Genomic DNA, 15,661 nt, shown 5'->3' with positions numbered 1-15,661 from the left:
CCGTGGACCCCGTCGACGAAGCAAGCCCCACCGACCCCTGCCGCTGGTGCGGCGCCGCCGACGGCACCGTCGTCCTCGACCTCGGCGACCAGCCCGCCGCCGACCACTTCCCGGCCGCCGACGACCCCGGACCCGACCCGGTGCACCCGCTGCGGATGTGGCTGTGCGGCACGTGCCGGCTCGCGCAGCTCGCCGAGGACCCGACGTCCCCCGAGGAGCCCCGCGGAGCCGAGCCCGACGCCCTCGTGGCCCAGGCGCGCGACGCCGTGGCGCGCGTGGAGGCGGCGGGGCTGCTGCCCGCGGGTGGCGGGTCCGTCACCGAGTTCGGCAGCCCGCACGGCGGCTCGTGGCTGGACCTGCTCGGCGCGACCGGGCTCGCGGAGGCCTCGGACGGACCCGCCGACGTCGTCGTCGACTGCTTCGGGCTGATGCACGCCGCCGACCAGCGTGCGGGGCTCGCCGAGCGCGCGGCCGCGACCGCGCCCGGCGGCGTCCTGCTGCTGCAGTTCCACACCCTCGCCGCGATCGTGGCCGACGGCGGGTGGAACGCCCTGCGCCACGGCCACTACGCCTACTACGCGACGCCGGTGCTCGTGCGGATGCTCGACGAGATCGGCTTCGAGGTGACCCACGCGTTCCTCTTCGACCTCTACGGCGGCACCGTGCTGCTCGCCGCGCGCCGCGACGGGGTCGACGGCCCGCGCGACCCCGACGCGGTGACCGCGCTGGTCGAGCGCGAGACCGCCCTGGGGGTCACCGACCCGGCGATCGTCGCCGGCCTGGAGGAGGCGGCCCGGCGCAGCGCCGAGGAGCTGCTCGCGCACCTCGAGGTGTCCCGCGAGAAGCAGCACGACGTCCTGGGCTACGCCGCGGCCTCGCGCGCGGTGCCGCTGCTCAACCGCGCCGGCATCGGCCCCGAGCTCCTGCCCGCCGTGGCCGACGGCGCGCCCGCCAAGCACGGGCGGCGCTTCCCCGGCGTCGGCATCCCGATCGTGGCCCCGGACGAGGTGGTCACCCGCCACCCGGACGAGGTCGTGCTCTTCGTCACCGACATGCTCGCCGAGATGCGCCGCCGCATCCCCGAGGTGGAGGCCGGCGGGGGCCGCTGGGTGATCGTCGACCCGACCGTGCGCACGGTGACCCCCGCCTGAGGCCCGGGATGCGCCGGCGGCTCAGCGGCCGGCGCACCCCGCGCGGGGAGCCGTGGTGAACAGGTCCGCCCAGCGGCGCCCGACGGCCTCCCAGCGGTAGTGCTCCTCGACGAGCGCGTGCGCGCCGGCGCGCAGCTCGTCGGCCAGCTCGGGATCCTTGAGCACCGTGCGGATCGCGTCGGCGAAGGCCCCGGGTCCCTCGGCGGTCATCAGCGACTCGCCGTCGCGGACCTCCGGGATGGCCTCGACGCCCATCCTCGTGGAGACGACGACGAGCCCCATGCCGAACGCCTCGAGCACCTTGTTCTTCAGGCCGCTGCCGGTGCGCATCGGGTTGATCATCACCGGGTAGGGCGCGACGGCGGAGCGCAGGTCCTCGACGTAGCCGGTGAGGACGATCAGCGGCTCGTGCGCGGCGAGCCCGGCGAGCCAGGACGGCGCGTTGGGCCCGACGACGCACAGCTCGACGCCGGCGTCGCGCAGGTGCGGCTCCCAGACCTCGTTGAGGAAGAACCACAGCGCGTCGCGGTTGGGCGCGAAGCCGAGGTTGCCCCAGAACACGACCCCGTGCCGGGTGCCGGGCTCGGCGAGCGGGGTGAGGAACGCGTCGTCGACCCCGTTGGGGATCGTCCGCACGACGCCGCTGCTGCCGTGGAGGCGCTCGATGGCGCGGGTGTCGGGGTCGCTGATCGTGACGACGACGTCGAACCGGTCGGGCAGGCGCCCCTCGGTGACCCGCTTGCGCCGCAGTGCGAGCCGGTCCTTCCAGAGCTGGAGACCGTGCGAGGGGTGCGCGCTGCCCGAGAGGGCCCGCTCGGCGGTGAGCGCGCCGCTGTCGCACACGTCGAGCACGGTGGTGACGCCCTCCAGCGTCACGGCGAGCTCGGCGAGCGCGACGCCGAACACGACGACGTGCGTGATCTCCTTCTCGGCCACGATCTCGCGGAGCCGGTCGCGCGCGGCGGCGAACCGGGCCGGGCGCGAGAGCCGCATGTAGTGGTCGTTGGAGGCGCGCAGGTAACGCCGCGCGCGCTCGCGGCCGGGCGGGAACGCCGTGATGACCTCGACCGAGGCGAAGAGGGGGTCGACGGCGATGCCCACCGGCCCGTCGGTCTCCTCCTCGAGCGGGATGGCGACGAGGTGCGCCTCGGCGGGCAGGTGCGCGCAGAGGTTGGCGACGCGCAGGTCGTAGCCACTCTGCCGCGACTCGATGCGCCGCGACGTCAGGACGAGGATCCTCATCGCACCGTCCGGTGGCGCGTCCAGCGCGAGCGCCAGTCGCGCGAGCGCAGCGCCTTGACGCGGGCCTGGACGCTGCGCTTGAGCGGGTGCACGGCGCCGAGCGCGCGGGGCGCCACGCGCAGGGCGAGCACGAGGGCGCCGGTGCGCGCGGTCGGGCGCTGCTCGTGGGCCTCGGTGACGTACCGGCGCGCGGCGTGCGCGTCGCCGTGGGCGAACGCGACCCGCGCCCGCCGGATCGCCTGCTGGTAGCGCAGGCGGCGCTGCACGCGCTCGAGGGCGGCGAGGGCCTCCGGGTCGCCGGTCCGCGCGGCCTCCTCGGCGGCGCGGCGCAGCACGGTCTCGCGCTGGCGCTCGAACTCCTCGCTGCGCTCGGCGTCCACCGGGCGGCTCTCCGAGCCCGCCTCAATACGGAACAGGCCCAGCCGGTCGCCGATCATGCGGACGTCGTGGCCGGCGAGGATCGCGCGCAGCCAGAACTCCAGGTCGTGCACCAGGGGCGCGTCGGTCTGGAAGCCCATGCCGCCGAGCGCGTCCCACACGTCGCGGCGGATCGGGGCGCAGTAGTACGGGCAGGGGCCGTCGACGATGTCGGCGACGGTGAGCCGCCGCGCGCCCGCCGGGGCCTCGGCGAGGCCGGCCGCCTGCAGGTAGGTGCGCGCCAGCGGCTGCTGGCCCGGGTCGGTGAACTGCACGGCGTCGCAGGTCACCGCGGCGACCGACGGCTCGGCGTCGAGCACCGCGCCGGTGCGGGCCGCGAACTCCGGGGTGATCGCGTCGTCGGCGTTGAGGACCACCAGGTAGCGCCCGGTCGCGACCTCCGCGGCCGCCCGCACGCCGCCGACCGCGCCCCGGTTCTCCTGGCGCACGAGGTGGATGCGGGGGTCGGCGAGGTGGGCCTGCGCGACCGCCGCGACGGCGTCGTCGTTGCCGTTGTCGACGACCACGAGCTCCCAGTCCTCGCGCGTCTGGGCGAGCACCGCATCGATCGTCCGGCCCAGGGTGTCCTCGGCGCGGTAGGCGGTCGTGAGGAAGCTGAACACGGGCCGCTCTCCCGGCCGGTCGGCGCCGTCGGAGCTGGTGGTCACCCCGCGAACGCTACCGCCGAGGGGTCTTCGCCCGATCGGCCGCCCTGAGGCCGTGACGGACCACGGTGTCGCCTCGCGATCCACGTTCTGGTGACGACGGCGCCCCGAACGTGGCGAACCGGGCGCAGTACCCGCCATTCACAGCAGTCACTGCCGCCTCATCGTGCCCTCCTGCCTCATCTGCCCGTGTAATTGTGATCGATGGCGACGAGTGGTCGTCTAGATGCGACGAACGGACGGCATCACTGCTCCTTCTGCGGCGAGCGGTGAGTGTCTGACGGTCGACGGTCTGGAGGGGTACGCGTGAAGAACGGCACCAGCGTCTCGGCACGGGGCGGGACGCGACGAGGGACCCGCATCGCGGCGGCACTGCTGCTCGCGCTGTCGGTCTCGGCGACGGAGGCGGCCGCCTGGGCGTCCGAGCCCACCCCGCCGACGGAGCCGGACGGCCCCTCGGTGGGTGTCGAGGTCGGTGCGGGCGGCGTGGGGGTGGACGTGGGTGTCGGGGCGGGCGCCGGCGGCGGGGAGTTCGCGAGCACCCGCGGCGGGGTCACCGTCGGCGGCAACCAGGTCTTCCTCGGCGACTGGGAGACCGGCGACTTCAGCCAGTGGGGCGTGTGCCAGTCGAAGCTGGTCAACGGGGGCTGCCGCGGCGTGGGCCGCGGCAACGCGAACATGACGATCACCGACGCCCCGGACGTGCGGCAGGGGCAGCACGCCGCGCGCTTCACGGTGAAGCCCGGCGACGTGCCCAACTTCGGCGGGGGCGAGCGCAGCGAGGTGCAGTCCAACGCGCCCGGCGCGCTGGTGCACGAGGGCGACGAGCGCTGGTACGAGTGGTCGGTCCAGTACCCGCAGGACATGCCGGACGTGAAGGGCCGCTTCTTCATCATCCTGCAGTGGCACAGCGCGTCGGGCTCGCCGCCGCTGGCGATCGACCTCAGCAAGGGCACGGTCGACATCGGCGGGGACGGCGTCCGGTCGGCGCCGCGGCGCACGATCGGCCCGATCCGCCGCGGTGAGTGGGTCGACTACGTGCTGCACGTGAAGTTCTCGAGGAACGCGGGCACCGGGTTCGTCGAGGCGTGGGAGAACGGGCAGCAGACCGTGCAGCGCACCAACCGGGCGACCATGGTCGACGGCGAGAACTACCTCAAGCAGGGCATCTACCGCAGCACGAGCTCCACCGGCACGGTCAGCCTGACCATGGACGGGCTCCGGGTGACGGCGCCGTGAGGGGGGCACGCCTGCTCGCGACCGCGCTGCTCGCCGTCGTCGGGGTCCTCGGCGGGCCGGTGCTCGGGGCTCCCGACGCGGTGGCGGCCGACCCGGCCGGGACCGGGCCCGTCCGCGACCTGTACCTCCAGCCCTTCGCGTGGGACTCCCCGTGGAACCTGCCGCTGTCGACGCAGGCGCGCTACGTGCCCTTCGACAGCGGGGTCGGCGAGGTCTACCTCGACATCGAGGACATCTCGGTGGACCCGTCGTTCCCGGTGCGCACGCTCGACGCGGACGGCCGTGAGGTGAAGGTGCACACCGACCCGGAGCTGACCGCCGACGGCTCCTGGAACCACTGCTCGACGTTCCTCGTCGACGACGGCACCCGGCAGAACGTCATCCAGGGCCAGCCGCTGAAGCTCGACGCCGGCGGCGACCCGTCCTACGAGCACGGCTGGCCGGAGGTCTCGCTGACCTCCGACGGACTGCCCGGCTGCCACGGCGGCTCCGGGCTCTCGGGGCTCGGCGGCAGCGTGCGCGTCGGCGAGGTCTCGGGCGAGGCGCCGATCCGGCACGCGCTGAAGATCAGCTTGAACTGCAAGCGCAGCTGCAGCACCGCCGACCGGGGCTTCCGCTGGCCGGCGACCAAGGCCGACGGGTACTACGAGGACGCCTACGGCGGGCAGCACCCCGGCGTGAAGATGGGCTCGCTGATGGCGGTCCCGCCCGACGCCGACCTGTCCGGCATCACCGACCCCGATGTCAGGAAGATCGCCGAGGCGATGCAGACCTACGGTGCCTACGTCGTCGACGACACCTCGGGGACCACCACCAACTCGCTGTCGGTGCAGGCCGGCGCCCAGGAGGAGCTCCCGAACATCGGCTCCGACCAGATGCGCGAGCTGTTCGCCCAGCTCGACCTCGTCGACAACAACACCCCGGGCACGCCCGGCGGCGGCCCGCTGGGCGGACCCCGCCGCGCGCCGTGCGCCGGACCGTTCGCCGACGGCACGGGCGGCGCGCCGCCAGGGTGCGGAGCGGTGTAGCGAGGGCGTCCCCGGGTGCGTGGGAGGCAGCCAGGGCGTCCCTCGCCCACCCGGGGCGAGCGCGGCGGCGCGTGGGGTGCGAGGGGCCCTCAGGCGTCGCCGCGCTCGTCGTGCCCGTCGGCTCCGTCGTGCTCGCCGTCCGACGGGCCCCGGCGGCCCTGGCGGCGCGTCACGACCGACACGAGGCGCCGCGGCTTGCCGTTGCCGTTGCCGTTCGCGTGGTCGTTCCCGTCGGCGTGGTCCGGCTCGGCCGTCGCCCGGACGGCCGTGGTCGGGGCGTCGAGCGACGACACCGGGTCCAGGGCCGTCGTCGGCGGGTCGAGCAGCGGGCCGTGCGGCGGCGGGGTGGGGCCCCGGGGCGGCACCGGCGGGCGGGGTGGCCCCGGCGGCGGCCCGGGACGGCGGGGCACCTGGGTGGTGCTGACGTCGTCGCCGAGGAAGGACAGCGGGAGGACGACGGTCGGGGCGTCGAGCAGGTCCCGGCGCCAGCCGACGGGCTCGTCGTCGGGCTCCGGCTCGGCGGCCTCGGCGCCCTGCTCGTCGTCGTCCCCGCCCTTGCGGCGCTTGCGGACCGCCGAGAGGATCTCGCGCAGGGAGCTCGGGTCGATGAGGTAGAGCACGCCGGCGAAGATCGCCAGCAGCAGGAGCGTCTCGCCGGCCAGCGCGAGCAGGCCCAGCAGGATCGGCAGCTGGTCCGCGTGGACGACCGTGTGCTCGAGGAAGCCGACGGCCACCCCGGCGACGGCGGCCGCGACGAGCGCCGGCACCAGCACGCGGAACAGCTCGCGCCACGACACCTTCGCGAGGTCGCGCGCGAGCACGAGGCTGACGAACCCGCCCAGGGCGGCGTCGATCGACACCGCGATGCCGACGCCGACCAGCCCGAGCGGCAGCAGCGCGATGAGCCCGCCGACGCCGACCACGATCGACAGGGCGGTGAGGACGTGGATGCGCCGGCTCTTGCCCGCGCCCTTGATCGACTCCATGCCGATCGCGCTCATCGCGGCGCCCGGCCCGAAGCCCGCCATCGCCGCGACGAACAGGCCGGCGGGGCGCCACTCCTCGCCGAGGAGCACGACGATCATCGGCTGGCCGAGCGCGATGAGCATCGCCGAGAACGGCATCGTCGCCGTCCACAGCGCCCGCAGACTGCGCAGGAAGCCGTCGTGGAAGCGCTTCGCGTCCGAGGCGATGCGCGAGAACGCCGGGAAGAGCACGTACGAGGCGACCTGGATGATCGCCGTGCCGGGCAGCACGCCGATCCGGCGGCCGTAGCGGTACTGACCGAGGGCGCCCACGTCGAGCGTGCGCCCGATGAGGCCCTGCTGGACGAGGTCGCGGGACCGGTCGGTGAGGTTCGAGACGATCAGCGGGAACGAGAAGCCGGCCAGCTCGCGCCAGATGCGGTAGCTCGGCCGGGTCCTGCCGGGGCGCCACTTGCACATCACCCAGCACGAGATCAGCGTCGCGAGCTGCGAGGCGTAGAGGCCGATGACCATGCCCCAGACGCCGAAGCCGGCGAACGCGAGCGTCACCGTCACGACCGCGAACGACCCCGCCGTCAGGGGGTCGACGATGAGGCGGCGCTTGAAGTTGAAGCGCCGCTGCAGCAGCGCCTCGGGCACGTTCACCAGCGAGTGGATGAGCAGCGTGCCGCACGTCGCCGCGCACACGAGGCCGACCATCCGGTCGTCGTCGAAGAACATCGCCATCAGCGGCGACGCGGCGAGGGTGGCGCCGGCCATGACGATGCCGGTGAACAGGCTCGCCCAGAACGCGGTCTCGGTGGCCCGCTCGACGTCCTCCTCGCGCTGGATCAGCGCCGCGCGCATGCCGCCGTCGGCGATGGTCACCGCGAAGTTCGCGAACAGCGTGCCCGCGGTGAAGACGCCGATCTCCTCGACCGTCAGCAGCCGGGCGACGAACACCGTCTGGATCAGCGAGATGAGCTGGGTGAAGATCAGGGCGACGGCGGCGAACTGCGCCCCGCGCCGCAGCCGGCTCCCGAGGCCCTGCAGCGACGGGTTGTGCTCGTCCGGGGCCTCCTCCTGCGGGGAGGCGCCGCCCTCCGACGGGGGGTCGACCTCCGCCTCGGGCATGGCCTGCCCGATGCCGGGCTGAGCGTGCCCGGGAGTGCCGTGGGGGCGACCCCGACCGGTGGTCCCGTCGCTCTCGGGAGGCTGCGTCATCGACCCGTCATGGCTGCCGTGGCCGGCGGGGGCGTCCGGTCACCGGACACGTCCGCGGCGCCGCGCCCGGGACGGGCGCGACGCCCCATCGTATCGGGGACGGGAGAGCACTCCCGGATCCCGCTCAGCGTGACCCCACGACCGTCGCGCGCGGGCCGGTCGAGCCCGTCCAGTGCACGCGCACGGCGCCGTCGCGGCCCGGGTCGACGATCGGGGACGGGGCCGGGCGGTCCGCCGCCGCGCCCGTGACGAGCAGGGTGGCGACGATCACGGGCTCGGCCCGGGTCGCGGCGACCTGCGCGCCCACGAACCAGCACGGGCGGCGCTGCTCGAGGCGCTCGGACCACCAGCCGAGCTCACCCGCGCCGGGGTCGCCCCCGCGCAGGCGCCAGCCGGACGCCGGGGCCGAGGCGGAGGTGACGATCCGCAGCACGGGCTCGCCGTCGCGCCGGGCCACCACGGTGCCGTCGACCGTCTCGTCCAGGGCCAGGTCGGGGTGCAGCGGCCACGTCGTGCGGACGGGGGGGACGGGCTCGCCGCCCTCCCCCACGGGGGAGAGCACGTCCACGACGAGCACCACGTCGTCGTCCGGCGGGGCGTCGACCACGCGGCGGTGGACGACGGGCACCTCGAGGCGCCGGTAGCCGTCGTGCTCGGCGTCGACGCGGCCGGCGGCGAGGTCGACGTCGCGCACGCGGACTCCGGCGTGCTCGGTCCAGAGGAACGGGCCGCCCATCACCGACTGGTCGGCGTCGTCCACCGCGACCGTGGCGTGCGCGCGGGTGGAGCGGTGCGCGGTGCGCCAGTCGGGGTGGGCGAAGTAGCTGCCGGTGCCGGGGTCGCCGACGAGGTCGTGCCCGTCCACCGCGACGCCGACGGCCAGCGCGTCCGCGTGCCCGTGCGCGGCGATCGACAGGTAGCCCAGCGGCCCGACGTCGACGAGCACCCGGCGCCGCCCGGAGCGCAGGATCGCCAGCCCGCCGTCGGCGGCGTGGGCGGAGCCGGGCTCCCAGGCGCCGGTGGTGTCCTTCGTCCCGAGCCGCGCCGCGATCCACGCCGACGTCAGGTCGGACGTCCCCGCCCGCCGCGCGGCCGGCAGGCCGGTGAGGGCCGCGGCGAGCGCGAGGTGCGGGCGGACCTCGCGGGTCGGCGCGGGGTCGAGGCGCAGCGCGAAGCCCTCGTCGTCGTCACCGGTGCGGGGGGTCGGGTCGCCGGTGCCGACGAGGTCGGCGAGGTGGCCCGCCGAGCGCCCGATCGCGGCGAGCAGCGTCCCGTCGGCGGCGGTCGGCGCGTGGCCGGGGTCGAGGCGGCGCAGCAGGGCGACGACGGCGAGGAGCTCGGCGGTGAAGACCTGGTACCCGACGGCCTGCTCGGCGCCGACGCCGTCCGGGAGGATCTGGCGGCGGGCCTCGACGGCCAGGGCGTCGACCGCGTCGCGCTCCCAGCGGGCCGCGGAGGCGAGCTCGGGCAGGAGGATCGCCACGGTGGCGAGGCCGGCGAGCTCGCCGACGAGGTGGTTGTTGGCGGAGCTGTGCTTCGAGCGGTCCCGCCAGCAGCGCCGGGCGCCCGCGGCGAGCATCCGCACCGCGCGCCGGTAGCGCTCGGGGGTCAGCGCGGGGTGGTCGGCGAGGCCCTGCAGGGCGACGAGCACCGAGATCGCGCGCACGCCGATCTCGAACGCCCCCCGCCAGGCGATGCCGCGCCCGGGCGGGTTGGCGGCGATCCAGGCCTCGAGCTGGTCGAGGGCCTCGGTGCCGTAGCGCTCGTCGCCGGTCAGGAGCCACGCCTGCGCGAGCCACGGCAGGTGCTGGAGGCGGTTGAGCTCCCAGATCCACTTCGGCTCGCCGTGCCCTGCGCGGTGGTTGATCGCGTGCGACGGGAGGGCGGGCCAGCGGACGTCCGCGAGCGGGTCGTACGACCAGTCGACCGGGCCGTCGTAGCGCGCCTCGGGGTGCGCGAAGAACGTGAAGCGGTGCTCGAGCACCCGGTCGGCGGCGGCGAGCAGCTCCTTGACCGCCTCGGGGTGCGCGGCGGCGACGGCGGCGGCGCTGGCGCGGTCCAGGAGCACCGGGCGGGCGGTGCCGGCGCGGAAGTCGCCGAGCAGGGCCGCCCAGTCGGGGTCGGCGCGCCCGAGCAGGGTCGCGTCGTCGGGCTCGTGGTCGCCGGTGACCCGGCGCGCGGCGGTGGCGCCGACGGTCAGCGCCCGGTCGGCGACCTCCCGCGGGCCCATCGAGCGCAGCCGCCGGGCGTACCAGGTGACCTTCGCCGGGGCGAGGGAGTGCAGACCGGGCATGGGGAAACGGTAGGCGGCGCGGTCCGGGGCGCCCGCGGCGGGCCCGGGCGGGTGTGGGCCGGGTCGTCGGCGGGGTGTGGGCGGGAGATGAGGCGGTGGGCGGGGAGATCAGGAGCACGTGGTGCACCTTGCGCCGCGGATCCGCGTGCACCAGGTGCTCGTGATCACGGGCGGGGCTTGCCGACCCCGCAGCGAACGGGGACTTTGCGCGCCTAGAAGCAGCGAACAGCACGTTCGCTGCCACCGGCCGGACCTGCCACCGGCCGACCCACGACCTGCCACCGACCGACCTACGACCGCCGCGCGACCGCCTCGACCATGTCCGTGAACGCCGCTGCCGTGTTCTCGATCGTGAACTCGGCGCTCGCGCGTTCCCGGGCCCGGCGGCCGAGCTCGGCGCGCAGGGCCGGGTCGTCGGCGAGGCGCACCAGGCGCTCGCCCAGGGCCGCCGCGTCGCCCGAGCCGACGAGGAAGCCGTCGACGCCGTCGGTGACCTGGTCGCGCAGGGCGCCGACGTCGGTCGCGACGACGGGCAGGCCCTGGGTCATCGCCTCGATCACCGAGATCGGGACGCCCTCGTGCACCGAGGACAGCGCGAACACGTCCCCGCCGGCGAGCAGCCGGGGCACGTCGCGGCGCAGGCCGAGGAACGTGACGGCCTTCTCGAGGCCCCGCTCGGCGACGAGGTCCTCGAGCTCCGCGCGCCGGGTGCCGTCGCCGACGACCACCAGGCGCAGCTTCGGGTGCGCGGCGCGGGCGAGCGCGTCGATCATCACCTCGTGCGCCTTCTGCCGCGAGAGGCGCGCCACCATGAGCACGACGACGTCGTCGTCCTCGACGCCGAGCTCCGCGCGGACCTCCGCGCGGCGGCCGGGCGGTTCGGGCTCCGGGGCGGGGATGCCGTTGGGCACGAGGAACTCGCGGGCGCGGCTGCGCCAGGACCGCCCGACGCCCTCCTCGTCGTGCAGGTAGCGCCCCTGGCTCGGCGCGAGCAGCGCCAGTCCCGCGCTGAGGAACAGCGTCTCGACGACGTAGCGGGGCAGCACCCGGGAGCCGACGCGCGTGAGGTCCATGTCGTGGGCGGCGACGACCGACCTCGTCCGCCCGCTGAGGACCGCCGCCACCCGGGCCAGGGTCAGCGCGGCGCGGTGGTGGTGCGAGACGACGACGACGTCCGTGCCCCGCGCCCGGAAGTGGCGGGCCAGCCGCGGGATGCGCCCGAGCCCGGCGCGGTCGAGGCGGTCAAGACGGTGATGGCCACCGCGCGGCAGCACGGTGACCCCGTCGGAGACGGCGCGGAAGTCGCCGGCCAGGGGCCCGGGCTCGCGCAGGCAGACGACGTCGGTGACGACCCGCGCCGGGTCGAGGTGCGCGAACGTGTTGCGCAGGACGATCTCGGCGCCGCCGACCGCGGCGACGTCGAGGACGAGGGTGACCCGCAGGGGCCCGCCCTCAGCGCCCGGCCGCGAGGGCACCGGTCTCCCGCACGGGACGCCCGGCGGTCTCCTCGATGACGGCCTGCGCGCGCTCGATCGAACGCTGCAGGGTGAACTCCTCGCGCACCCGCGCGCGGCCCGCCAGGCCCATCCGCCGGGCGCGCTCGGGGTCGGCGAGCACGTCGAGGAACGCCGTGGCGAGCGCCTCGGGGTCCTCGCGGGGCACGACACGTCCGGTGACGCCGTCCTCGACCATCTCCGGCACCCCGCCGACGTCGGTGCACACGACCGGCAGCGAGGCGCTCATGGCCTCGAGCACCGACATCGGGAAGCACTCGACGGTCTTCGAGCTCAGTGTGAACACGTCGAAGACCCGCAGCAGGCGCGGGACGTCGTCGCGGTGGCCCAGGAAGAGCACGCGCTCGCGCAGGTCCAGCTCGTCGACCAGGGCCTCGAGGCGAGGCCGCTCGCGGCCGTCGCCGGCCATCACGAGCCGCACGTCGTCGCGCCGGTCGGCGACCCGGCGGAACGCGCGCAGCAGCGTCGCCTGGTCCTTCTCGGGGCGCATGACCGCGGCGGTGCCGATGACGAGCTCGTCGTCGGCGATGCCCAGCTCGTGGGCGAGCGCGGTGTCGCGGCCCGCGCGCTCGGGCGTGGTGAAGCCCAGGTCCGTGCCGTTGTGCACGATCCGGACCTTGTCGCGGTCGTGCCCGAGCTCGCCGGTGATGTAGCCGAGCTGGGCGTGCGCGACGCCGTAGACCGCGTCGGTGACCTTCGCGAGCAGCCCGTCGACGGTGCGCCGCAGCCGCCCGTGCGGGGTGACGTCGCCGCAGTTGTGCACCCACACCGCGAGCCGCGGCACACCGGCCAGCACACCGGCGACACGGCCCAGGGTCTCGGCGTTGAAGCCGCGCAGGATCACGACGTCGGGGCGCTCGCGGCGCAGGTGGCGCACGAGGTCGACGAGCATGCCCGGGATGTCGCGGCGGCTCCGGCGGAACTCGACACCGGGGACGCCCGCGGCCTGGAGCTCGGTCCAGTTGGTGCCGATCCCGCCGTCCTGCAGGCAGACCAGCGAGCCGGCGAACCGGTCCTGGTCGAGACCGGCGAGCAGCGTCGACGCGTGGCGCTCCGCGCCGCCGACGGCCAGGGTGGGGACGACGAACAGGACCCGCAGCGGGCCGTGAGGCCGCACCGGGCGGCGGGGCCGTCTCACGCGGTGACCGTAGGCTCGATCATGACGCGGAGAGTAGTCACCGCGTCGCTCCGGGTCCCGGAACCGGGTGCCCGTGGGCGGCCAGCACCGCGTGGTAGAGGCCCTCGATGCGCGCGGCGACCGCGTCGGCGGCGAACTCGTCGCGCGCCCGGGCGGCCCCGGCCTCCCCGAGCGCACGCCGGCGAGCCTCGTCGCCGAGCAGCTCACCGAGCGCGTCGGCCAGCGCGCCGGCGTCGTGCGGGGGCACGAGGAGGCCCTCGACGCCGTCGGTGACGAGCTCGGGGATGCCGCCGACCTCGGTGGCGAGCACCGCCAGCCCCCGCGACATGGCCTCGAGCACGACCATCGGCTGGCCCTCGTTCTCCGAGGGCAGCGCGAGCACGTCGGCGCTCGCGAGGAGCTCCGCGACCTGGTCGGCGGAGAGCCAGTCGTGCACGGTCACCGAGTCGGCGACGCCGAGGTCGCGGGCCAGGGTGCGGGCGCGCTCGTGCTCGCCGTCACCGGCCATCGTCAGGTGGCCGCCGGACTCCCCGCCGGACGACTTCGCCCACGCCTCGATCAGCGCGAACGCGCCCTTCTTGTCCCAGATGCGCCCGAGGAAGACGACGTGCGGCGCCGCACCCGCGGGCCGGCGGGTCACCGGGGAGAGGCGCACCGGGTTGGGCAGCGAGGTCAGGTGCGCGTCCGGCGCGATCCGCGCGAGCCGGGTGCGCATCAGCTCGCCGAGGGCGATGACGACGTCCGCGCGGGTCAGCGTCGCGGCGATCACTCGCCGCAGCGGTGCGGGCGCGCGGTCGTGGAAGAGGTGGAAGCGCCCGGAGTGGACGTGCAGGACGACCGGCACGTCGAGGAGGTAGGCGAGCCACGCCAGCGCGGCCTTGCGCACGAAGCTGCCGGCCGACGACATGTGGATGTGCACGAGGTCGGGGCGGCGCAGCAGCATCGTCGCGGTGTAGCGCGCGAGGCCCGACGCGAACGCCATCGCCTTATCGGCCCGCGAGCCGTCACGGTGGGTCGCGACGTGCCGCACGCCCCAGCGCTCCCAGAGCCCGGTGGCGGCGAGCGTGCGCACGCAGGTGGCGATGCCGCCCTGCGTGCGCGTGCTCGTGGAGACCCAGAGCGTGCGGGGCGGCCTGGTGCGGCCGGGTCCGCTCACGGGGCGCCCACGAGGCCACCGCGCGGCCCGCCGGTGCCCGGGGTCTTCTCCTCGCGGGGGTGCTCGTCGTGCCAGGCGGCGACCTCGGCGGGCGTCATCCCGCCGGGCAGGCCGCTGCCCGCGGCACCGGGCCGGGCCACCCAGCGGCCCTCGCGGAACCGGTCGAGCTGGCCGACGACCATGCCGGCGTAGAGGAACGGCATCATCGACGCGAAGTCGAGCAGCCGCAGGTCGACGGTGACGCCGTTGACCACGAGCACGACCATCGCCATGCCGCCGACCAGCGCCAGCGGGCGCCCGAGCAACGAGTTCTCCGGCAGCTCGTGCAGCGCGCGCCACAGCGCCCAGAACACGGTCACCAGGATGCCGAGCCACATCAGCAGGCCCGGGATGCCGAGCTCGGCGGCGATGCCCAGCTCGTTCTCGTGCGAGATGATGCCCAGCCCGCGGTTCCAGTCGATCTCCTGGGACCACACGGTGTGCTCCCAGGTGTTGTAGGTCTGGAAGCGGCCGATGCCGATGCCGACGAACGGGTGCTCGGCCACGGCGCGCAGCGACGTCGCCATGATGTTGAGCCGGTCGTAGACCTCGTTCGACGAGCCGATGCCGCCCGCGGAGCGGTCGTCGGAGAAGAACGTCGCGGCGTTGGCGGCCACACCCGCGAGGCCGAGCAGCCCGGAGACCACGAACGCCCGGCGCCAGTGCTTCGCGAACACGATGCCCAGGCCCACCACGACGACCAGCGCGAGCAGCGACGCGCGGGTGTGGGTGAGGTACACCGAGTAGGCGCACGCCGCGGCGAGGCCCCACAGGCCCCAGCGCAGCCAGCGCGGGGTGTCGGGGCGCGAGGCCAGGAACAGGCTGACCACGTAGCCCATCACCAGGATCATCCCGTTGACGACGGGCTGGTTGAACACGCCGTTGGCGCGGCCCTTCCAGTTCGGCGAGTCGACGATGTACGACGGCCACACCGCCCAGTCCGGGCCGTGGAACTGCATGATGCTGACCCACGCCGAGTACGCGGCCATCGCGACGGTGATCCAGAGGACCCACTTCACCGCGTTCTCGTCGGTGAGGACGGCCTTGGCGACCACGTAGACCACCAGCGGCAGCAGCACGCCGCCGAAGATCCAGCGCCACACGTCGATCGAGGCGCCCGTGATCGGGTCGATCGCCTCGTACTCGTGGGGCAGGAACATCGAGAGGATGTTCCAGACGATGTAGGTCGTCATCAGCCACTCGACGGCCCCGAGGCGCGGCAGCTCCCGGGCGCGCTGGGCCACCGCGATCGCCAGCGCCAGCACCATCGCGTAGAAGCAGGGCGTCAGCGCCTCCATCGAGACGAACTCCTTCTGCGGTGTCCGCAGGAAGCTCGCCCCGAACACCAGCAGCAGCGCCAGCAACGGGTTGCCCAGCGCGAGGAGCCCGACGCCGGCGGCCACGGCGCCACCGGCCAGCAGCACGCCGACGTCGCTCGGCGCGCTGACCGCGAGACCGAGGACGACGACGACCGCGACGGCGCCGACGACGAGGTCACGGCGCGAGGACCCTCGGAAGCGTCCGGTCAGCAGGCTCACTCAGTTCTCCGTCTCAGGTCGCCGGTCCCGGTCGCCCGGGGGTCGCCCCGGG

Annotated in this window: 11 protein-coding genes; 3 read left to right on the top strand and 8 right to left on the bottom strand. The window is 75.2% G+C overall.

From position 1 onward, the window contains the following. The first annotated feature begins 2 nt into the window (after positions 1 to 2). A complete protein-coding gene (locus tag ACFPK1_RS22920; RefSeq protein ID WP_378023269.1) occupies positions 3 to 1,151 on the top strand; it encodes a class I SAM-dependent methyltransferase in 1,149 nt (382 codons plus the stop codon). Between the two features lie 21 nt (positions 1,152 to 1,172). Here ACFPK1_RS22920 and ACFPK1_RS22915 read toward each other — a convergent pair whose 3' ends face one another. Both ACFPK1_RS22915 and ACFPK1_RS22910 read right to left on the bottom strand, forming a co-directional pair. Beyond that, entirely contained in the window at positions 1,173 to 2,393 is a 1,221-nt protein-coding gene (locus ACFPK1_RS22915; protein WP_378023268.1) for a glycosyltransferase family 4 protein, read from the bottom strand. Beyond that, the gene (locus ACFPK1_RS22910) at positions 2,390 to 3,478 is read right to left on the bottom strand and encodes a glycosyltransferase family 2 protein (protein ID WP_378023267.1); all 1,089 of its coding nucleotides are present in this window, start codon (positions 3,476 to 3,478) and stop codon (positions 2,390 to 2,392) included. Before ACFPK1_RS22910 ends, ACFPK1_RS22915 begins: the two co-directional genes overlap by 4 nt. Before the next feature lie 303 nt (positions 3,479 to 3,781). Here ACFPK1_RS22910 and ACFPK1_RS22905 point away from each other — a divergent pair, with 303 nt between their 5' ends. Next, positions 3,782 to 4,714: a polysaccharide lyase gene (locus tag ACFPK1_RS22905; RefSeq protein WP_378023266.1), complete on the top strand. Its 933-nt coding sequence runs from the start codon at positions 3,782 to 3,784 to the stop codon at positions 4,712 to 4,714. Further along, the gene (locus ACFPK1_RS22900; protein WP_378023265.1) at positions 4,711 to 5,742 is read left to right on the top strand and encodes a hypothetical protein; all 1,032 of its coding nucleotides are present in this window, start codon (positions 4,711 to 4,713) and stop codon (positions 5,740 to 5,742) included. The genes ACFPK1_RS22905 and ACFPK1_RS22900 overlap by 4 nt, the downstream gene beginning before the upstream one ends. An 89-nt stretch (positions 5,743 to 5,831) precedes the next feature. Here the strand turns inward: ACFPK1_RS22900 and ACFPK1_RS22895 are convergent, their stop codons facing one another. The 6 genes from ACFPK1_RS22895 to ACFPK1_RS22870 all read right to left on the bottom strand — a co-directional run bounded on the left by ACFPK1_RS22895 (position 5,832) and on the right by ACFPK1_RS22870 (position 15,609). After that, entirely contained in the window at positions 5,832 to 7,841 is a 2,010-nt protein-coding gene (locus ACFPK1_RS22895; protein WP_378023264.1) for a lipopolysaccharide biosynthesis protein, read from the bottom strand. Between the two features lie 214 nt (positions 7,842 to 8,055). Then, positions 8,056 to 10,224, bottom strand: a complete 2,169-nt coding sequence (locus tag ACFPK1_RS22890; protein WP_378023263.1) for a heparinase II/III family protein — start codon at positions 10,222 to 10,224, stop codon at positions 8,056 to 8,058. A 290-nt stretch (positions 10,225 to 10,514) separates the two neighbouring features. Next, positions 10,515 to 11,699, bottom strand: coding sequence for a glycosyltransferase (locus tag ACFPK1_RS22885; protein WP_378023262.1), 1,185 nt, complete (start codon positions 11,697 to 11,699; stop codon positions 10,515 to 10,517). Continuing rightward, the gene (locus ACFPK1_RS22880) at positions 11,677 to 12,876 is read right to left on the bottom strand and encodes a glycosyltransferase (protein ID WP_378023261.1); all 1,200 of its coding nucleotides are present in this window, start codon (positions 12,874 to 12,876) and stop codon (positions 11,677 to 11,679) included. The genes ACFPK1_RS22885 and ACFPK1_RS22880 overlap by 23 nt, the downstream gene beginning before the upstream one ends. A 37-nt stretch (positions 12,877 to 12,913) precedes the next feature. Then, positions 12,914 to 14,032 carry a glycosyltransferase family 4 protein gene (locus ACFPK1_RS22875; protein WP_378023260.1) on the bottom strand — a complete coding sequence of 373 codons (1,119 nt, stop codon included), beginning with the start codon at positions 14,030 to 14,032 and terminating at the stop codon, positions 12,914 to 12,916. Then, positions 14,029 to 15,609, bottom strand: a complete 1,581-nt coding sequence (locus ACFPK1_RS22870) for an O-antigen ligase family protein (RefSeq protein ID WP_378023259.1) — start codon at positions 15,607 to 15,609, stop codon at positions 14,029 to 14,031. The genes ACFPK1_RS22875 and ACFPK1_RS22870 overlap by 4 nt, the downstream gene beginning before the upstream one ends. Positions 15,610 to 15,661: the final 52 nt, after the last annotated feature.

Source organism: Actinomycetospora rhizophila, assembly GCF_042657905.1.
Classification (GTDB): Bacteria; Actinomycetota; Actinomycetes; order Mycobacteriales; family Pseudonocardiaceae; genus Actinomycetospora; species Actinomycetospora rhizophila.
This window is presented reverse-complemented; position numbering and strand designations above follow the sequence as displayed.